The sequence below is a fragment of the Streptomyces sp. NPDC007907 genome, assembly GCF_042959365.1.
Lineage (GTDB): Bacteria > Actinomycetota > Actinomycetes > Streptomycetales > Streptomycetaceae > Streptomyces > Streptomyces indiaensis.
Genome location: NZ_JBIBKR010000002.1, coordinates 18,802 through 37,998, shown reverse-complemented (window position 1 = coordinate 37,998; position 19,197 = coordinate 18,802). Strand labels below are relative to the sequence as shown.

General features: G+C 72.0%; 16 protein-coding genes and 2 pseudogenes. 12 read left to right on the top strand and 6 right to left on the bottom strand.

Translation table 11 applies throughout. The annotated features are described in order from the left end of the window. Window positions 1-65: 65 nt before the first annotated feature. Window positions 66-734: an HAD family hydrolase gene (locus ACFZDI_RS06180; RefSeq protein ID WP_234848684.1), complete on the top strand. Its 669-nt coding sequence runs from the start codon at window positions 66-68 to the stop codon at window positions 732-734. 68 nt (window positions 735-802) lie between these two features. On the opposite strand, the gene ACFZDI_RS06175 is transcribed toward ACFZDI_RS06180, so the two are convergent. Together ACFZDI_RS06175 and ACFZDI_RS06170 are read right to left on the bottom strand one after the other, a co-directional pair. Then, a complete protein-coding gene (locus tag ACFZDI_RS06175) occupies window positions 803-1,390 on the bottom strand; it encodes a DUF1942 domain-containing protein (RefSeq protein WP_391248117.1) in 588 nt (195 codons plus the stop codon). Between the two features lie 116 nt (window positions 1,391-1,506). After that, on the bottom strand, window positions 1,507-1,863 hold the full coding sequence (locus ACFZDI_RS06170; RefSeq protein WP_234848686.1) for a hypothetical protein: 357 nt from the start codon (window positions 1,861-1,863) through the stop codon (window positions 1,507-1,509). A 1,052-nt stretch (window positions 1,864-2,915) separates the two neighbouring features. On the opposite strand from ACFZDI_RS06170, the gene ACFZDI_RS06165 reads away from it, so the two are divergent. Next, on the top strand, window positions 2,916-3,317 hold the full coding sequence (locus ACFZDI_RS06165) for an excalibur calcium-binding domain-containing protein (RefSeq protein ID WP_391248115.1): 402 nt from the start codon (window positions 2,916-2,918) through the stop codon (window positions 3,315-3,317). A 178-nt stretch (window positions 3,318-3,495) separates the two neighbouring features. On the opposite strand, the pseudogene ACFZDI_RS06160 reads toward ACFZDI_RS06165, so the two are convergent. Further along, window positions 3,496-4,574, bottom strand: a pseudogene (locus tag ACFZDI_RS06160) (cell division protein FtsK); the annotation flags it as partial. Between the two features lie 178 nt (window positions 4,575-4,752). Here ACFZDI_RS06160 and ACFZDI_RS06155 point away from each other — a divergent pair. Beyond that, window positions 4,753-5,817, top strand: a complete 1,065-nt coding sequence (locus ACFZDI_RS06155; protein WP_234848689.1) for an ATP-dependent DNA ligase — start codon at window positions 4,753-4,755, stop codon at window positions 5,815-5,817. A 50-nt stretch (window positions 5,818-5,867) separates the two neighbouring features. On the opposite strand, the gene ACFZDI_RS06150 is transcribed toward ACFZDI_RS06155, so the two are convergent. Continuing rightward, on the bottom strand, window positions 5,868-7,058 hold the full coding sequence (locus ACFZDI_RS06150; protein ID WP_234848690.1) for a zinc-dependent alcohol dehydrogenase: 1,191 nt from the start codon (window positions 7,056-7,058) through the stop codon (window positions 5,868-5,870). 205 nt (window positions 7,059-7,263) lie between these two features. Between ACFZDI_RS06150 and ACFZDI_RS06145 the strand changes: the two genes are divergently transcribed. Further along, window positions 7,264-8,244 carry a DUF3048 domain-containing protein gene (locus tag ACFZDI_RS06145; protein ID WP_391249462.1) on the top strand — a complete coding sequence of 327 codons (981 nt, stop codon included), beginning with the start codon at window positions 7,264-7,266 and terminating at the stop codon, window positions 8,242-8,244. A 27-nt stretch (window positions 8,245-8,271) separates the two neighbouring features. On the opposite strand, the gene ACFZDI_RS06140 is transcribed toward ACFZDI_RS06145, so the two are convergent. After that, on the bottom strand, window positions 8,272-8,736 hold the full coding sequence (locus ACFZDI_RS06140; RefSeq protein WP_391248112.1) for a MarR family transcriptional regulator: 465 nt from the start codon (window positions 8,734-8,736) through the stop codon (window positions 8,272-8,274). A gap of 222 nt (window positions 8,737-8,958) precedes the next feature. Between ACFZDI_RS06140 and ACFZDI_RS06135 the strand changes: the two genes are divergently transcribed. The 6 genes from ACFZDI_RS06135 (at window position 8,959) to pcaD (ending at window position 14,346) form a co-directional block, all read left to right on the top strand. Next, window positions 8,959-9,714, top strand: a complete 756-nt coding sequence (locus tag ACFZDI_RS06135; protein WP_391248110.1) for a 3-oxoacid CoA-transferase subunit A — start codon at window positions 8,959-8,961, stop codon at window positions 9,712-9,714. Next, window positions 9,714-10,358, top strand: coding sequence for a 3-oxoacid CoA-transferase subunit B (locus ACFZDI_RS06130; protein WP_391248108.1), 645 nt, complete (start codon window positions 9,714-9,716; stop codon window positions 10,356-10,358). Before ACFZDI_RS06135 ends, ACFZDI_RS06130 begins: the two co-directional genes overlap by 1 nt. A gap of 195 nt (window positions 10,359-10,553) precedes the next feature. Next, window positions 10,554-11,327 carry a protocatechuate 3,4-dioxygenase subunit beta gene (gene pcaH / locus ACFZDI_RS06125; protein WP_391248106.1) on the top strand — a complete coding sequence of 258 codons (774 nt, stop codon included), beginning with the start codon at window positions 10,554-10,556 and terminating at the stop codon, window positions 11,325-11,327. A 6-nt stretch (window positions 11,328-11,333) separates the two neighbouring features. Further along, a complete protein-coding gene (pcaG, locus tag ACFZDI_RS06120) occupies window positions 11,334-11,939 on the top strand; it encodes a protocatechuate 3,4-dioxygenase subunit alpha (protein WP_391248104.1) in 606 nt (201 codons plus the stop codon). Then, a complete protein-coding gene (gene pcaB / locus ACFZDI_RS06115; RefSeq protein WP_391248102.1) occupies window positions 11,936-13,231 on the top strand; it encodes a 3-carboxy-cis,cis-muconate cycloisomerase in 1,296 nt (431 codons plus the stop codon). The genes pcaG and pcaB overlap by 4 nt, the downstream gene beginning before the upstream one ends. Then, a complete protein-coding gene (pcaD, locus tag ACFZDI_RS06110; RefSeq protein ID WP_391248100.1) occupies window positions 13,228-14,346 on the top strand; it encodes a 3-oxoadipate enol-lactonase in 1,119 nt (372 codons plus the stop codon). Before pcaB ends, pcaD begins: the two co-directional genes overlap by 4 nt. 198 nt (window positions 14,347-14,544) lie before the next feature. Here pcaD and ACFZDI_RS06105 read toward each other — a convergent pair whose 3' ends face one another. Beyond that, window positions 14,545-17,229, bottom strand: coding sequence for an AAA family ATPase (locus ACFZDI_RS06105; protein ID WP_391248098.1), 2,685 nt, complete (start codon window positions 17,227-17,229; stop codon window positions 14,545-14,547). A 503-nt stretch (window positions 17,230-17,732) separates the two neighbouring features. Between ACFZDI_RS06105 and ACFZDI_RS06100 the strand changes: the two are divergent. Together ACFZDI_RS06100 and ACFZDI_RS06095 are read left to right on the top strand one after the other, a co-directional pair. After that, window positions 17,733-17,870, top strand: a pseudogene (locus ACFZDI_RS06100) (DUF2510 domain-containing protein); the annotation flags it as partial. A gap of 51 nt (window positions 17,871-17,921) precedes the next feature. After that, complete coding sequence (locus tag ACFZDI_RS06095) at window positions 17,922-19,154, top strand: hypothetical protein (protein WP_391249460.1); 1,233 nt, start codon at window positions 17,922-17,924, stop codon at window positions 19,152-19,154. Window positions 19,155-19,197 lie beyond the last annotated feature (43 nt).

Genomic DNA, 19,197 nt, shown 5'->3' with positions numbered 1-19,197 from the left:
GCTTGTTCCGAGCGTAGGGTGCCCGCTGCGTGGGGACCGGGAGTTCGTGAAGAGGGGAGGCACTGGTGCCTGAACTGGTGTTGTGGGACATCGACCACACGTTGATGGCGACTCGAGGACTCGGCGGCGAGCTGTGGGCCGAGGCGTTCGAGCAGGTAACCGGCGTGGCGCTGCGCGAGCAGGCCTCTGTGACCGGGTCGACGGAACGCGTGATCCTGCGGGAGACCGCGCGGCTGCACGACATCCTTTACAGCGACGACCTGTTCGGGCGGTTCGCTGACGCGCTCGGTGCCGTGCACGTCCGGCGGGCGGCCGAGATGCGCGAGCGGGGCCACGCGCTGCCGGGCGCTGCCGCGGCGCTCGCTGCTCTCGCGGACCGGGGCGTGCGGCAGTCCGTGGTGACCGGCAACGTCCGCCAGGCCGCCGAGGTGAAGCTGGCTGTGTTCGGTCTCGACGCCTACCTGCGGCTCAACGAAGGGGCGTACGGCGAGGACGGGGACGGGCGGCCCGAGCTGCTGCGTGCGGCCCTTAAGCGGGCGGGTGTGGCCTCGCAGGACGCTGTGTTCCTGGGAGATACCCCGGCGGACGTCGCAGGGGGGCGCGAGGCCGGCGTTCGAGTGGTGGCGGTCGCGACGGGCAAGACCTCGGCGAGCGACCTGCGGGCAGCTGGCGCCCACTTCGTGCTGGAAGGGCTGTCGGACACTGGCCGGGCTCTCGCCGCCATCGGTGTATGACGAACCGCTGCTGCGCGGCCTCGCTGGCTGCGCGGCAGCGATGACAGGTGCTCGATGGAAGGCGACCGCTAGTTCTTGGGAATCGCCCACTCAACGGTGTCGCGGTCTGCTCTGCCGTAGACGACGCTGTCGGGTCGGCTCCCACGCTCGATGTCGAATGTGATCTTGCCTCGGAGGCAGTCACCAGGGTTGACGGTGGCGCCGTTGGTTGCGTACTCGGGCTTGGGCACGCCGGAACCGCTGAAGATGGGGGCGTCCAGGCGCGTGTCATCAGGGAAGCCGAGCGCCCACGGCTCCTGAGAGACCGTCACGGAGCTGCTCTTTGAGTCCACACACACCTTCACTTCCAGCACGGCCCACTCCGGGTTCTTGGAGTCGGCGATGTCTTCCGGTAGGCCGACGTCGTCGGCGGGCTGGGTGTAGCTGAGGACGGTCGTGGTACCGCTGATCGGGCTGCCGTCCTCGTCGGTGTCGGCCCACTTCCAGCCGGAGCCGAACCGGAGCGGTTTGGGAGGCGCCGACGCCTCCGCAGGGGCCTTATAGCTGGCCGCTTGGCTGGGTTTGTCGGCGTTGCTCTGTGTGGTGCTGTCACCGTCGTTGCAGGCAGTGAGGGTGAGCAGCAGGACTGCAATAGCAGTGATGGCGCGGGTACGCATGATCCCCCTGAGGTGCTGTGTGTCGAGAGGGCATCATGCGTCCCGTAAAGAGCGCCGGTGGGGCGTGTAGCCGTGTTGTGACCCGGCGTTCGTATGAGCAGGTATCTACCGGCCTCTCATGCGTGCTCCAACTCGCAGTTCAGGCAGTAGGTGGCGTGCGTCAGGTTCGGGCAGCCAGGCGTAGCGCATACCGTCGACGGCGGGTCGCCGTCCCTGATACTGACCGACGTCTGCCCCCTCATGAGAGCCTCCAGGACGAGCCTCGCGTGACGCTGCTCGCGAGCCACACCGCGGTCTCCGATCAAGTCGTCCAGCGGTACGGGTCTGTCCGCCAGGTAGTCCTCGTGCAAGCTGCGGAGCAGCTTCCAAAGGGGTTCGTCCTCTCCGCCGTTGACCTTCAGGTCGTAGGCGGTGATGAGTGCGTAGATCCGCTCGTAGTCGTGACGTCCGATCGGACGTTCCTCCATGGTCATGCCCTGAGTGTGCCTGCCCGTTTCGGCAGTACCGGAAGGGGGGAGGCGCTGGACACAGCGATGCCCCGCCAGAGTCGGTCAGGCCTTAGCTGCCGTGCGGGTAGCTGCATCGATATCCCGCCTTCCACTCGGCGAGCGAGCGTGGATTCCAGGCCGCGCGTACGGGGCGCCCGGCGAGGGGGAACCAGTCACAGAACACGCCGTCCCACTGATCGGTGAAGTGCTCCCACCCGTACTCGCCGTCGCAGGCTGGCTGACCGCAACTCCCGCACACCACGACTTCGCCAGTGAAGTCTCGGAACCGGCCCCGCCAATGGCCCCCGTCGCACGCGGAGCCGGTCGGCGAGAACGGCAACGGGTACTCCTGCCGCACGCTGTCGAGGGCGAAGGAGCGCTTCCAGTCCATCCGGAGCAGCCCGACAGCGGCCGGGTACGCCGGGCAGAACACGCCCCTGTCTTGTTCGGCGAAGTGGCTTGCCCCCTGCGAACTGCGGTATGCGGGCTGGGCGCAGGCGCTGCAGATGTGGATATCCCCCTGGTAGGCTCCGATGCTCATTCCCGGCGCAGCGAGCTTGGGTGTAGCGGGCGCCGGAGTCGGCTGCGGCAGCGCGGATGTCTTGCTTCCGGCGACGATTTCGGGTCATCGGGGAGTCCTCCCTGGCGCGCCCACGCCCGCGCCGAAGCGAGGAGAAGTTTCAGTGATCGTGCGCGATTCGGAGAACCTTGTCCGCCTGCGGGGCGTGGGTGCTGGTCCGCGGGGATTCCGGCGTGCGCTGCCGCCTCGGCGGGAGCATACAGGCGTGCGGGGCCTTGTGGCGCACGACGCCGGTTGGATGGAGCGAACGAGCACCCCTCTAATCGCATGGGGTATGCGGTTAGAGGGCACTGAACTGCACTTTTGCGGTTGATGGCACTGGCTTGGCACGTCTCTGGATGCGTCTCGCGGGTCGGGGTGGTGCACTCGGTACAGGGGGTTGTCGGCTGGAGGTGCTATGGCTGGCAGCGAGAGAGGCCGTGGCCCGCGCTGGCGGGTGCGGCGACAGTGGGCGCGCATGGGCGTGTTGGGCCGCATCGTGGCCATCGCGCTGGGGTTACTGATTGCGTTCATCGTGTTGGGCGGCGCGCTGGAAGCGTGCGGGGCGACGGAGGACAAGCCCGAAGAGCCGCCTGTGACGAGCAGCGTGGACCCGTCGCCCCCTGCATCGCCAGATGCGACCGGGCTGCCGACCGCGGATACCGAGGTGCCTACGGTGCCCACCGCCACGGATACGGAGACCGAGACGGCGACCGAGGAAGCGACGTCGGATCCGCCAGAGAGCAGTCCGGCCGCGGATGTGTACTACGAGAATTGCGACGAGGCCCGGGCCGCCGGCGCAGCCCCCGTGTTTGCTGGCGATCCCGGGTACGGGCCGCACCTGGACCGTGACGGCGACGGGGTCGCGTGCGAACCCTGATCCGGCGCGGGAGCGGCTCCGAGAGATGCGCCTTTCACCCCCTCTAGGGCCACTACTTCGCAGGTCAGCGGCCACTACACCCCCCTATACGCGGGTAGCGGCCCCCCTCTAGATCCACTGGTGTGGGTAGAGGGGGGCCGCAGGGCGTTCCGGGGTCGGTTGTAGAGGGGGTGGGGGTCTACCGGGCGTCGAGCAGCTCGGGCGGAACGGCGGCCTCGAGGTCCTCGCGGCGGTAGCCCGCAAGGTTCTTCCCGCAGATGTTCACCTGCTTCGTCGTGCGCTTCACGCCCGCGTCCTCGAGCTCGCGGGCGAGACGCTCGGCGTCCCAGCGCCGTAGTCCTCGTCGAGGTTCTCCAGCCGCTGCAGCAGGTCGACGGTGTGCATGCGGGCGGCGTGCCGCATGACGGTGAGGCAGTCGGACAGCACCGCGGCGATGGACACGCCGGCCTGGTCGGCTGCGGCGGTCACGTCCTGGGTGGCGTCGCCGGTCAGCTGGTTGTGCTTCTGCCGCAGCGTGCGGCCGCGCTGGCACAGCTCGGCGAACCCGGGCCCGTCGAGGAAGTCGGCCCGCACGGTGACGAACGAGGCGGGGCCGGTGACCAGCCTGGTGCCCTTGTGCTCCTCGGAGAGGACGGAGGCGTCGGCGCCTTGGGCGGCCTTGCCCTTGCCGAGCACCATGTCGGACGAGGTCTGGTCGACGACCTGCGTCGAGTACCGCAGGGTGATGATCTCCCGCAGCTTGGTGGGCACGCTGTCGGCGTCGGGCCGTTGGGAGGCGAAGTTGCAGATGAACCCGGCCGCCGGGCCGCGCCGGGCGATGCGGCACAGGTCGTTGATGACCTGCTCGCGGTCGTCGCGCTCCATCACCGTGAAGTATTCCTGCAGCTCGTCGATCGTCACGAAGATGACCGGCAGGTTGCACTTCTCGACGATCCCAGGGGTCAGCTTGCCCTCAGGGCACACCGACACGGGCAGGCCGCGCAGCAGGACGAAGCGGCGCTCCATCTCCCCCAGCAGCTCCTTCAGCATGGCTTTCAGGGCGTCGACGGCGTCATCCTCGGCGCCCATCACCAGCCGGTGCGCTACGGCCTTCATGGGCATCCAGTCGGCGCCGCCCTTGCCGTCGGCGACCTAGTGCCGCACGTAGGGGTCGAGCAGACCGGCCGCGGTCATGAGGCGCTGCGTGAACGTCTTGCCCCGGCGCGGGAGGCCGCCGAAGAACAGCGACTGCCACATGACGGGCACGGTGATGCGGCCGGCCGGAGCAGGAGCCGTCAGCTTCTGCCTGAGGATCCCGCCGGGCGTCGTCTCACACTCGTCTCACACTCGTCTCACACACCTGCTCTCAGACGGCGTCGAATAGGCAGGTGACATGGGCTTTTGCGGACGCCACGCATAACAGGCGGACACCATGGACGACTCGTAGAGTCGACCCATGGATCTTCCGGTGATGCCCCCTGTCCTGCCGATGCTCGCCAAGTCCGTGGCGGCGATCCCCGAGGGCATGCAGTACGAGGCGAAGTGGGACGGCTTCCGGGCGATCGTGTTCCGCGACGGGGACGAGGTCGAGCTGGGCAGCCGCACCGGCAAGCCCTTGACCAGGTACTTTCCCGAGCTGGTGACAGCCGTACGGGAGAGGCTGCCGCAGCGTTGCGTGGTGGACGGGGAGATCGTGATCGCGCGCGAGGGGCATCTGGACTTCGACGCGCTGACGGAACGGATTCATCCGGCGGACTCCCGGGTGCGGATGCTGGCGGAGCGGACACCGGCTTCGCTGGTCGTGTTCGACCTGCTCGCACTGGGCGACGAGTCGCTGATGGACGCGCCGCTGACCGAGCGGCGGGAGCGGCTCACCGAGGCGCTGTCCGGGGTGCGGGCACCGGTGCACCTGGCACCGGCGACCACCGACATCGAGGTGGCGCGGCAGTGGTTCGAGGAGTACGAGGGGGCCGGTCTCGACGGCGTCATCGCCAAACCGCCCGCCGTGCGCTACCGGCCGGACGAGCGGGCCATGTTCAAGGTCAAGCACGAGCGGACGGCGGACGTCGTGGTCGCCGGGTACCGCCTGCACAAGAGCGGCCCCGTCGTCGGTTCGCTGCTGCTCGGCCTGTACGACGACCGGGGCACCCTCCAGCACGTGGGGGTGTCCGCCGCCTTCACGATGAAGCGGCGTGCCGAACTCGTGGAGGAGTTGGAGCCGCTGCGCCTGGACGATGCGAGCGGGCACCCGTGGGCCGCCTGGTCGGACGAGACCGCCCACGAGAAGGCCCGGCTGCCCGGGGCACCGAGCCGCTGGTCAGGGCGGAAAGACCTGTCGTGGGTGCCGCTGCGGCCGGACCGGGTGGCCGAGGTGGCGTACGACCACATGGAGAACGGGCAGCGTTTCCGGCACACCGCCCGTTTCCGCCGGTGGCGCCCGGACCGGACCCCCGAGAGCTGCACGTACGCACAACTGGAGGAGCCGGTCCGTTACGACCTGGCGCAGATCCTGGGCGTATAGCGGCGCATAGCCGCGCACAGCGGCTCACACGGCGCCGAGGGCCCGAGCCCTCACGGCTGCATGACGACCTTCACCGCGCCGTCCTGCTTGCGCTGGAACATCTCGTACGCGTGGGGGGCCTCCGACAGCGGCACCCGGTGGGTGGCGAAGTCGTCCACGCCGAGAGGGTCCTCGTCGGTCAGGTAGGGGAGGATCTCGTCGGCCCAGCGGCGGACGTTGGCCTGGCCCATGCGCATCTGGATCTGCTTGTCGAACAGGGTGAGCAACGGCAGCGGGTCCGCCATGCCGCCGTAGACGCCGGACAGCGAGATGGTGCCGCCGCGGCGCACCAGTTCGATCGCGGTGTGGAGCGCGGCGAGACGGTCGACGCTGAAGCGCTCGGCGATCGGGGCGCCCAGCTTGCGGGGGAGGACCGCCGCGGCGTTCTGCACCATGCGCGCGGCGGCGCTGCCGTGCGCCTCGGTGCCGACCGCGTCGATCACGGCGTCGGGGCCGCGGCCGCCCGTCCGGTCGCGGATCGCTTCGACGAGTTCCTTCTCGTCGTCGAAGGACCTCAGGTCGAAGGTCTCCACACCGCGTGCCTTCGCCCGGCGCAACCGGTCCGGGACGAGGTCCACGCCGAACACCTGTTCCGCGCCCTGGAGCCGGGCGACGCGGCAGGCCATGTCGCCGATGGGGCCGAGACCGAGCACGGCGACGCTGCCGCCCTTCGGGACGTCGGCGTAGGCGACCGCCTGCCAGGCGGTGGGCAGGACGTCGGACAGGTAGAGGAAACGGTCGTCTGCCGGGCCCTCGGGGACCTTGATCGGGCCGAACTGCGCCTGGGGGACGCGCAGGTACTCGGCCTGGGCACCCGGCACCGCGCCGTACAGGCGGGTGTAGCCGAACAGGGCGGCACCCATGCCCTCGCCCCGCACCTGGGTGGTCTCGCACTGGGTGGGCAGGCCGGTCAGGCACATCCAGCAGTTGCCGCAGGCGATCTGGAACGGGACGACGACCCTGTCCCCCACCTGGAGGTCCGGGACTCCCGCACCGACCTCCTCGACGATGCCCATGGGTTCATGACCGAGGATGTCGCCCGGGGTCATGAACGGGGTGAGCACTTCATACAGGTGCAGGTCGGACCCGCACAGCCCGGTGGAGGTGATGCGGATGATCGCGTCCGTCGGCTCCTGGAGCGTCGGATCGGGCACGTTCTCCACCCGGACGTCCCGCTTGCCCTGCCAGGTCACTGCCCTCATCGCCTCGCGCTCCCTCCGTCGGCGTGCGCGTCGGTCGTACGGCGCCGTCCGGGTACCCGGCCACCCCGCGCTGAACCTTGAGCCGATCGGCGGACGCGGCAAAGACACCTCCCCACCTGGATCGATCGACTATGGCCATCGATGTTCAGATAAGCGCACAATCAAGACACATCGAGGACATGGGGGCGCGGTGGCGACGGTGAGCATGGGGCGAGGGGCGCACGGGCGGCGCGCCACGAGGGCGGCGGCGCTGCTGGCAGCCGCGGTGACGACCGCCCTGGCGGCGGGCTGCACCGACGGGAGCGGACCGGGCGACGACGGCCGTGGAGCACCGAAGGACTCGCAGCACAGCACGTCCCCCTCGGCGACCGGGCCCTCCGCACTCGCCGTCAAGATCGACAACGCCGCCGCAGCCCGCCCGCACACGGGCGTCGAGGCCGCGGACGTGGTCTACGCGGAGCAGATCGAGGGCGGGCTGAGCCGGCTGATCGCGGTGTACGCGACCCGGCTGCCGAAGTCGGTCGGGCCGGTGCGCAGCGCGCGCGAGTCGGATCTGGAGCTGCTGCGCCAGTTCGACCGGCCCACGCTCGCCTTCTCCGGAGCCCAGAAGAAGTTGCTGCCGCTGGTCGACAAGGCGCCGCTGCGGGCGGAGACGCCGGGAAACGCCGCCGACGCCTTCTTCCGTGACACCGACCGGCCCGCCCCGCACAACCTCTACCTGAAGCCCGGGCGCATCGTGCCCGAGACCCCGGGCGAGGCCGCCCTGACCACCGGTTTCCACTACGGGGCGGCGCCCGCCGGCGGCACGGCGACGGCGTCCCGGACCGTGCGCTACCCGGCGGCCCGCTTCAGCTTCACCTGGTCGGACTCCCGTGACCGCTGGCTGGTCGGCATGGACGGCACACCCGCGACGACGGCCGACGGCGAGCGGATGACGGCGGCGACGGTCGTCGTGCAGTACGTGAAGGTGCGCGCCTCGTCCTTCCGGGACTTCCTCGGCAACAACACGCCGTACACCGAGACGGTCGGCTCGGGGAAGGCGCAGGTGCTGCGCGACGGGCGGGCCTGGGACGTGAACTGGAAGCGGGCGAAGCCCGCGGACGGGACCTCGTTCACCACCGGCGACGGCACACCGGTGAACTTCGCCGAGGGCCAGGTGTGGGTGATGTTCGCCGAGGCGCATTGACCGGCCCCGCCCTCCAGATGCCCCGCATCAGCGGGGCGTCACCACGGGCTCCCCGGGATGACGGAGTCCCTCGGCCGCGTCCGCGACCCGCCGGATGAGATCGAAGAACACCGTCCGCTCGTCGGCGGTCAGCGGGGCGAGGAACACCTGGTTCATCCGGGCGGTGCGCACGGTCAGTTTGCGATGCGTGCGCACCCCCTCGTCCGTCGGACGCAGCAGCGAGCGGCGGCCGTCCTGGGGGTCACGCACCTTGTCGAGCAGCCCGCGCCGGCTCAGCCGGCTGATCACCTCGGCGATGGTGGACCGGTCGAGTCCCACCCGTTCCCCCACCGTGCGCTGGTCAAGGCCGGGTTCGCCGACGAGGGTGTTGAGCACCGCGTACTGGGGCGACGTGATCTCCTCGGAGACCATCGCGTTCCACAGCAGGTAGTGCGCCTGCTGGAGCCGCCGGGCCAGGTGCCCGGGGTGGGTGGTGAGGTCCGCAACCGCCATGGACATTCCTCGCTTGGTTCGTTGGTGCGCTCTGTTCGTTGGTGCACTGAACAATACGCAATACACCAACCTCCGTCTTCCGGTCACACAGAGGTTCACTGCCGGATCCACGGAGGTCTTGACGCCCCTCCGACGTGGTGACAGCGTGAGGAGCAGCTCGCGGAAATGCTCAGTACCCTGATGAATCTGGTTGGGTCGCTCGGAAGAGATGGGGCTTCTCGGATGGACAAGGTGGTCGCCACGGCCCTGGAGGCGGTGGCCGGCGTACCGGACGGCGCGTCGCTCGCGGTGGGCGGTTTCGGGCTGAGCGGTGTGCCGAACGTGCTGATCGGGGCGCTGTACGAGCGCGGCGTGGCCGGATTGTCGGTGGTCTCCAACAACTGCGGGGCGATGGAGTCGGGCCTGGCGGTGCTGCTGGCCGCCGGCCGGATCGCCCGGGTCACGGGTTCCTACATCGGCGCCAACAAGGAGTTCGCGCGGCAGTACCTGGCCGGGGAGCTGGAGGTCGAGCTCATCCCGCAGGGCACACTCGCCGAGCGGTTGCGGGCCGGCGGCGCCGGGATCCCCGCCTTCTACACCCCGGCCGGGGTCGGCACGCAGGTGGCCGACGGCGGACTGCCCTGGCGCTACGACGGTCAGGGCGGGGTCGGCCTCGCCTCACCGCCGAAGGAGGTCCGGGAGTTCGACGGCACCGAGTACGTGCTGGAGCGGGCCATCCGTACCGACTTCGCCCTGGTGCGGGCCGCGCGCGGCGACCGGCACGGCAACCTCGTCTTCAACAAGTCCTCCCGGAACTTCAACCCCCTGGCGGCGATGGCCGGGAGGGTCACGATCGCCGAGGTGGAGGAGCTGGTGGAGCCCGGCGGGATCGACCCGGACGCGGTGCACCTGCCCGGCATCTTCGTGCAGCGGGTGCTCGCGCTCACCCCGGAGCAGGCGGCGGACAAGAGGATCGAGCAGCGGACGGTGAAGTCCTGATGGCCTGGACACGCGAGCAGATGGCGGCCCGGGCCGCGCGGGAGCTGCGGGACGGCCAGTACGTCAATCTCGGCATCGGTCTGCCCACGCTCATCCCGAACTTCCTCCCCGAGGGCGTGGAGGTCGTCCTCGAATCGGAGAACGGCATCCTGGGCACCGGGCCCTACCCCACGGAGGACGCCGTCGACCCGGACCTGATCAACGCCGGGAAGGAGACGGTGACGGTCCTGCCGGGCGCCTCCTTCTTCGACTCGGCGCTGTCCTTCTCGATGATCCGGGGCGGGCACATCGACGTGGCCGTGCTCGGCGCCATGCAGGTGTCCGAGCGGGGCGACCTGGCCAACTGGGCCGTCCCCGGCAAGCTGATCACCGGCATCGGCGGGGCCATGGACCTGGTGCACGGGGCCCGTACGGTCGTCGTCGTCATGAGGCACACCGCCAAGGACGGCTCGCCGAAGATCCTCACCGAGTGCTCCCTGCCGCTGACCGGCAAGGAGTGCGTGAACCGGGTCATCACCGACCTCGGCGTCCTGGACGTCACCGACGACGGGCTCGTGCTGGTGGAGACCGCGCCGGGGGTCACCGCCGGGGAGATCGTCGCCCGGACCGACGCCGGACTGACCGTGCCGGAGGGTTTGCGGTGAAGGACGTCTCCATCGTCGACGCGGTCCGCACAGCGGTGGAGTTGGTGTGGCCGCATGTGCATCGGGGTGGGGCAAGGGCTCGCCCTCGTTCTGGAGCGCTGAGCGATGCGCGCGGCTGCGGGCCGTGCGTGGCCGGTCGCGCAGTTCCCCGCGCTCCAGACGGAGCACGACCCTCAAGAACCTTCAGGGACTCTCATGACTCTCACTCAGCACGACATCGACCAGGCGATCGCGGCCGAGCGGGCCGCGTACGAGAAGCGGCTCGCCGACGGCGGACCCGTCGAGCACCAGCCGCGCCGCGACTACGCGCCGTACCGCTCCTCGGTGCTGCGGCACCCCTGGCAGCCGCCGGTCACCATCGACGTCAGCAAGGACCCCGAGCTGGTGGAGCTGTCCTCCCCCGCCTTCGGGGAACGGGACGTCACCGAGATCGACAACGACCTCACCCGGCAGCACGACGGCGAACCGATCGGAGAGCGCATCACCGTCTCCGGACGGCTGCTGGACCGCGACGGCCGCCCCGTGCGCGGCCAGCTCGTGGAGATCTGGCAGGCCAACTCGGCAGGCCGCTACGCCCACCGGCGCGAGCAGCACGACGCCCCGCTGGACCCCAACTTCACCGGCGTGGGCCGCACCCTCACCGACGACGACGGCCACTACCGCTTCACCACCGTCCAGCCGGGCCCCTACCCCTGGCGCCAGCACGTCAACGCCTGGCGGCCGGCGCACATCCACTTCTCGCTCTTCGGCACGGCGTTCACCCAGCGGCTCGTGACCCAGATGTACTTCCCGGGCGACCCCCTGCTCCCCTACGACCCGATCATCCAGTCCGTGACGGACGACGCGGCCCGGCAGCGGCTGGTCGCGACGTACGACCACAGCCTGTCGGTGCCGGAGTTCTCGATGGGCTACCACTGGGACATCGTGCTGGACGGCCCGCAGGCCACCTGGATCGAAGAAGGGCGCTGACCGGCCATGACGAAGATCGACACCAGCCGGCCCGACAGCGTGCTGCCCACCCCGTCGCACACCGTCGGCCCGTTCTACGGCCACGCCCTGCCGTTCCGCGGCGGCGAGGACATCGCACCCCTCGGGCATCCGGACACCGTCACCGTGCACGGTCACGTCACCGACGGCGGGCGCGCCCCGCTGCCGGACGCCCTGATCGAGCTGTGGGGCCCGGACCCCGACGGCAACCTGCCGACGGCCGACGGTTCGATGCGGCGTGACCCGGCCTCCGGAGGCTTCCTCGGGCGCAACGGCGTGGAGTTCACGGGCTGGGGACGCGTCCAGACCGACGCGAACGGCCACTGGTGCGCCCGCACCCTGCGGCCGGGTGCGCGGGGGCGCAACGCCCCGTACCTGAGCGTGTGCGTGTTGGCTCGCGGGCTGCTCGTGCACCTGTACACGCGGATCTACCTGCCGGACGACGCGAAGGTGCTGGCGGCCGACCCGCTGCTGTCCTCGCTGGAGGACCCCCGCCGCGACACGCTGATCGCGACGGAGGAGGGGAACGGCACATACCGTTTCGACATCCGCCTTCAGGGCGAAGGCGAGACGGTCTTCCTGGAGTTCACGTGACGGCGCATCCCGGTGACACCGGCCTGCTCGCCCCCGGCTGGGCCGACTCGGCGGCCTCCTCGGCCACCGGCGACGAGGCCTACCTGCGGGCCCTGCTCGACGCGGAGGCCGCGCTGACCCGCGCCCAGGCGGCGACCGGGCTCGCCCCGGCCGAGGCGGCCACGGCGGTGACCGAGGCGGCCGGTGCCACCGTCTTCGATGTCCGCTCCCTCGCCGAGCGCGCCCGTGCGGGCGGCAACCCCGTCATCCCCCTGGTCGCCGATCTGACCGAGGCCGTTGGCGAGTTGTACGGCCCCTACGTCCACCGCGGCGCGACCAGCCAGGACATCATGGACACGGCGACGATGCTGGTCGCCGGGCGCACCCTGGACGTGGTGCTGGCCGACCTCGCCCGCACCGAGCAGGCGCTGGCCCGGCTGGCCGCCGAGCACCGCGACACCGCGATGCCGGGGCGGACCCTCACCCAGCACGCGGTGCCGACCACGTTCGGGCTGAAGGCGGCCGGGTGGCGGTCGCTGGTGCTGGACGCCCGGGACCGGGTGCGAGCCGTCCGGGAGTCGCTGCCCGCCCAGCTCGGGGGCGCTGCGGGAACGCTGGCGGCCTTCGGGGCGTACGGCGCGTGCGATCCGGCCGGGCTGCCGGAGGCGTACGCCCGGGAACTCGGCCTGCGGGCACCCGACCTGCCCTGGCACACCCTGCGGACTCCGGTCGCCGACCTCGCCGGATGCCTCGCCTTCACCACGGGCGCGCTCGGCAAGCTCGCCGCGGACGTGCTCACCCTGTCGCGTACCGAGATCGCCGAGCTCGCGGAGGGCAGCGGCGGGGGCTCGTCCGCCATGCCGCACAAGTCCAACCCCGTGCGGTCCACGCTGATCGCCTCCGCCGCGCGGCGGGCGCCGCAGCTCGCGGCGATCCTGTACGGGGCGATGGCCGCGGAGGACGAACGCCCGGCCGGGGCCTGGCACGCCGAGTGGGAGCCGCTGCGGGATCTGCTGCGGCTGGTCGGCGGGGCCGCCCGGGACGCCGCCGAGCTGGCGTGGGGGCTGCGGATCAGTCCGGACGTCATGCGTGAACACCTGGACCTCACCCACGGGTTGATCGTCTCCGAGCGGCTGTCCGCCGAGCTGACCCCGGTACTGGGCCGGGCCCGCGCCAAGGAGCTCCTCACGCGCCTGGCCTGCGAGGGACGACCGCCGGCCGAGGCGCCGGAGTTGGCCGGGGTGGACCTCGACCCTGCTCATTACACGGGCTCCGCCGGAGCCCTCACCGACCGTGCTCTGGAGCGACATTGACCCTCCTGAACCACCGCGCCGAAGGGCCAGCCTCCGCTCCCCCGCTGCTGCTCGGCCCCTCGCTCGGCACGTCGTACGCCCTGTGGGACGGCGTGGCGCCCGAACTGTCCATCACCCACCGCGTGGTGCGCTGGGACCTGCCCGGGCACGGCGGTTCGGCGGCCGGTCTCATCCGCGCGGGCGCGAGCGTCGGTGACCTCGCCGGACGGGTGCTGGCGCTCGCCGACTCGCTCGGCATCGAGCGGTTCACGTACGCGGGTGTCTCGCTGGGCGGGGCCGTGGGGCTGCACCTGGCGGTGCACCATCCGCAGCGGCTGTCGTCGCTCGCCGTGATCTGTTCGTCGGCGCACTTCAACGGTTCCAGGCCCTGGGAGGAGCGGGCCGCGCTGGTCCGGCGCGAAGGGCTCGCCGGGCTGGCCGAGAACGCCGGCGCGCGCTGGTTCGCCGGCGACTTCACCGTGCCCCGCCTGGTCCGGGACCACCGGGACGCCGACCCGGAGGCGTACGCCGCCTGCTGTGACGCGCTGGCCGCGTTCGACCTGCGGGAGCGGCTCCCGGAGATCACCGTGCCGACCCTGCTGGTCGCCGGCCGGGAGGATCCCGCGACTCCACCCGCGCACCTGCGGGAGATCGCCGACGCCGTGCCGGGCGCGACGCTCATGGAGCTGCCGGGCGCCTCCCATCTGGCGCCGGCCCAGTGCCCGGAGGCGGTGCTGACCGCTCTGCGCGCCCACTTCGGCCAAGACGCCCGGCGGGGCATGGCGGTACGGCGCGAGGTGCTCGGCGACGCGCACGTCGACCGGGCCCAGGCCCGGCAGACCCCCTTCACGGCGCGCTTCCAGGACTTCATCTCCCGCTACGCGTGGGGCGAAATCTGGACCGACCCGACCCTGTCGCACCGCGAACGCAGCATGATCACCCTCACCGCGCTGGTCGCACACGGCCACTACGACGAGCTGGCCATGCACATCCGCGCGGCCTGCCGCAACGGCCTCTCCCCGGAGGAGATCGGCGCGGTACTGCTGCAGACGGCGGTGTACTGCGGCGTGCCCGCGGCGAACTCGGCGTTCGCGACGGCCCAGCGGGTGCTGGCCGAGGAGGCCGGCACCTCGTGAGAGCTGCGGGGCGGGACGGTGACCGGCCACGCAAGACGGCGGGGCGGTGACCAGAGCCACGCGGCGGGCAGGGCGGTGATCGGACCCACACAGGAGGCCGGAGCGGCGATGGTCGGACCACGGGACACCGAGCGGCGATCTGACCCGCGCAGGGCGGCGGGTCGCGCGCGGCCGTCGGGCGATTGCCCCGGGTGTGTGTCAGGCCGGGCCGACGCCGGTCCCGAGCGCGGCCCGCGCCCGCTCCGCCAGTCCGTCGGCGCCGCACGAGACCGCCAGGTCGAGGCCGCGATGCAGATCGGCGGCCGAGCGGGCCGCGATGCCGAACTCGATGCGGGCGGCGGCGTGTTCGTACTGGCAGGGCGAGGCCTCGAGATAGGTGACGGCCTGGCCGTAGAGCCGGACCGCCCGCTGCCCCGTCTCCAGGTCGGCGGCACAGCGCAGGGCTTCTCCTATCGCGGTGTCGGTGCCGAAGCGCTCGGCCTGGCGGCGTACGTCCACGGCGAGCCGGGCGGCCCGGGCCGGGTCCTCGGTGCGCAGGGCGCGGGCGAGGTCGGCCGCCCAGGGAACGAGCACGGGGTTGTGGTGGCCGCGGGCCGCCGCCGCCTTCTCCGCGGCCTCCAGTTCGTTGATGCCGTCCTTGGTGCGGCCGACGGCCAGCAGCAACCGGCCGCGCACGGATCGCGGGTCGGGCAGGACGATGGTGGACGGGTAGGGCGGCGCGAAACCGTGCCGTTCGGCGATGTCCCAGGCCTGCTCGACCTGACCGCGGGCCAGCAGGGTGTCGACCAGGCTGCACGTCGCGGACCAGTACAGGGGCAGACCCCGGCCGACGCGCTCGGCGAGGCGCAGCGCCTCGCGCAGGGACGCCTCCGCCTCCTTCAGCCGGCCCCGCCTGCGGTGGCCGATCCCCACGTAGGCGTGGGCCAGGGCGAGGTGGCCGCCACTCCAGCCGGCCGTCTCGTAGGCGCGCAGTGCTTCGTTGTAGAGGGCTTCGGCGCGGTCGAGGCGGTCGGTGAAGCCGTACGCGTTGGCCAGCATCAACAGCAGCTCTATGCCCCACTCGGTGTCGGTCCAGCCGAGCCCCGGGGCGAGCCGGCCGTTGACGAGGGCGCGGTCGCACAGTTCCACGACCTCCTCGGCGTTCTCACCGTGCATCAGGGCGTCGAAGCCGCGCAGGATGAGCAGGGCGCGTTCGGAGTTGTCCCGGCCGGTGCAGGTGCTCGCGAGGTCGGCGAGCCGCTGGGAGCGGCCGGGTGAGGTGGCCTCCCCCGCGTGGATGCCCTCCCACATGAAGTGCACGGCCTGCAGCCGCATCCGGGCGGGTCCGGGCTGGAGCCGGGCGGCCTCCGCCTCGACCGTGCGGACGGCCTCCTCCAGCTGGTTGTTGTGCAGGAGTGCCTGGGAGAGCCGGAAGACGGCGTCCACCCGCTGGTCGCCCTCGAGGCCGGGCATGCCGAGCGCGGTCCGCAGGTGGCCTATGGTGCGGGCGGGCGCGGTGAGGAACGTGGCCTCGGCGAGTTCGTAGAGGACGTGCGGGTGGGATTCGGGCCGCGGTGGTTCCTTCAGGGCACGTTCCAGGCAGCGGCGGGCCGCGTCGGGGGCGCCGACGGCGAGGTGCTCGCGGGCGGCCTCGCGCAGTTGCCCGACGAGTTCCTCGTCGTCGTCCGGGTGGACCTCCAGGAGGTGGCGGGCGGCGGCCGCGGCGCCGTGTCCCTCGTCGGAGACGATCCGGGCGGCGATGCCGTGCATGGCGGTGCGCAGGGCGTCGGGGATGGAGTTGTAGACGGCGGTCGCGATCAGCGGGTGCACGAACTCCAGGTCGCCTTCGGCGCTGCGGCCGGCCGCCGGGTCGGGCGCGGTGAGGATGCGGGCGGTGCGCAGCAGTTCGGCGCAGCGGCGGGCGTCGTTCGGTCGCAGGGTGGCCAGTTTGGCGACGAGGTCGACGGAGATGCCGGTGCCGAGGATCGCGGCGGCCCAGGCGAACCGGGTGGCGTCGATGCCGAGTTCCTCCAGGCGGGCGACGAGGCCGCCGCCGCGGGCCGAGCGGTTCAGTTCGCGCAGTTCGCCGGCCCGGGCCTCGACCGGTTCGAGTTCGCTGTCCTGCACCTTGGCGAGGAGTTCGACGGTCTCGTAGGGGTTGCCGGCGGTGACGGCCCAGACCTCGCGGCAGAAGGCGGCGTCGGCGTGTTCGCCCAGGGTGGCGCGGGTGAGTCCGGCGGTGGCGTCCGGGGTGAGGGCGCTCAGGGTGGTGGCGGGGCCGTCCGCGGCTGCGGCGACGGCGTCGAGGTGGCGGGCGCTCGCGCCGGAGACCTCCTCGGGGCGGCGGGTGACGACGACCAGGACGGACATCTCGTCGAGCCGCTCGGCGAGTCCCGCGAGCCAGTGCAGGGTCTCGTGGTCCGCCCAGTGGGCGTCGTCGATCAGCAGCACCAGCGGCCAGTCCCGGCGGGCGAGCCGGCGTACGGCCGCGACCAGGCCGTCGCACACGCCCTGCGGGTCGGCCTGCCGGTCTCCGGGGTCCGCAATGCCGAGGGCGGGGCCGGCGATGTCGTACCAGTCGCCGAGGTACTCGCGGGCCTCCTCGGGCAGCATCGACACCAGCGCCGGCTGCAGCAACTGCCGTACCACGTTGAAGGGGACCGACCTGAGGGTCTCGCCGCCGCGCGCCGACCACACCGTGCAGCCGCGTGCTTCGGCGATGCGGCGGGTTTCGGCCAGCAGCGCGGTCTTGCCGAGTCCGGCCTCGCCGCGGAAGACCAGCAGTCCGCCGGTCGAGGAACGGTCCGTGCACAGGCGGTCGACCGCCCGCTCGACGGCGGCGACCTCCTCGTCGCGCTCCCACAGGGAAGCCGAGGCGGCGGCCGTGGGCCGTACCTCCGTCATCCCGCTACCTCCCCAAGTCGCCCGAACGACGTACAGATGTCGAGCGTAGCCGTCCCATTGCCCGAGTGGAGGGTGGTCGCGGCACCTCTTGCCGTGACGGGTGACACCGAGTGCAGCCGGGCGACGCACTTGTCCCGTCACCAGCCGCCTTGAGGTCAACGGCGGGCAAAGTCACCAGAGGTGACGTTCCCTCAGCAGTGCGGAGCATGCGGGTCCGTTGCCACGGCTGCCAGTGCCGGGAGTACGGATCCGGCGTCCGCGGCTGCCGGGTGGCGATCACCGAAGCGCGGTTCGCCGTGTCGTGGGCCGGTGGCGGGGGACGAGGCCCCGGCGAGGGCGCTGCGTCGCTTCGCGCTCCCCCTCCCCCTCCGTCCCGCCGGAGCGGCGCTTTTCGGCCGTCCGAAGGAGCGAGGGGGCGGGCGGGGCCTGATGCGACCGGTGGTGGAACAGCCGGTTCCGACTCCTCTCATGCCTCTTTCACCGACGCCTCTTACGGTGGGGGCATGACGGAGACTCCTCCCGGGTGGTACGCCGACCCCGGACAGACAAGTGACGGGCCCGCCACCGAGCGCTGGTGGGACGGCAAGGCCTGGACGGACCGCATCCGCCCGGCACAGCCGCCCGCGACCTGGGGTCCCCCGACAGGCCCGGCGTCCAGGGGCGCCGCACCCACCGACCAGTCCCCTGGCGGCATGGCGCCTGCCTCGGCCGAACCCGAGGTGCAGGGGGCCGGAGGGCCGACCGGCGCGGCGTCGCCGACGAACGATGGGGCGCCGGAAGCCGGGAAGCAGGCGGGGACCGAGGCGCCGGGGGCCGGAGAGCCGGGCGGCGCAGGGTCGCCGGGGGCTGGGAAGGCAACCGCCGCCGAGGCTCCTGGCGAGCCCCGAGCCGACGGGCAGACGGACGATGCCGGGCAACCGAGCGGCGCCGGGCAGGCAGGTGCCTGGGGGCCGGGGGCCACCGGGTACCCGAGTGCTGCTCAGCAGCCGGGATTCGGCGGCCAGCCGGGATCCGGCGGCCAGCCAGGATCCGGCGGCCAGCCGGGATTCGGCGGGCAGCCCGGCGGTGCCTATCCGGCGGCTGCCGGATATTCCGCCGCTCATCCCGCCTACCCCACCTATCCCGCTGCCCCGCCGGGCAGGCAGGGGCGGCGGTTGCGCACAGGGGCCGCCGTCGCCGCGGCCGTGGTCGTCCTCACCTGCATCGGTGTGGGCGTGTACGCGCTGGCGGAGGACGGCGGCAAGGGCGGTTCGCCCACCTCGCAGGTGCCCGGCGGGCCCGGCGCGCCCGGGGGCCAGGGCGGTACGGGCGGGCCGGGGGGCTCCGGCGGGTCCGGCGGGGACGGGGGGTCCGGTGGGCAGAGTCCGCGGCCCGAGCAGTCCCAGCCGCCGAAGATCAGGAGCGGGTCGGTGACCGACACGGTCAGCGGCATCAGTCTGCCGATACCGAAGGGCTGGTACGGACAGCAGGCCAACGCCGGTGCGCAGGTGACGTCCGACGACTCCTACAAGTGCCCCGGCGACACCTCCTCGACGTGCACGAAGGGCGGCGCCTACTCGGCCCCGGCTCTTCTCCTCGGCACCAAGGGCGCCACCGCCGAGGAGATCGCGAAGGCGGACATCGCGAAGAACGCCGAGGAGTCCTACGGCGGCAAGTCCTACGGCGGGATCACCTCCCACGACGTACTCGACTCCAAGGCCGTGACCGTGGCCGGGCAGCGGGGCTACCTGGTCCGCTGGAAGGCCGTCACGAGCAAGGGCGCCGACGGCATCGTGGAGTCGCTCGCGTTCCCCTCCCCCGCGAACACCAAGCAGATGGTGGTCGTGCGGTTCGGCGTCGACGCGGACCAGAAGGAGGCCGTGCTGGACGAGATCACCAAGGGCATCAAGGTGTCCACGGGCAGCGGCAACGGCCAGGACGTCTGACGCCCCTGACCCGGACGCCGGTCGGCCGGGTGGCGCGCCCCCG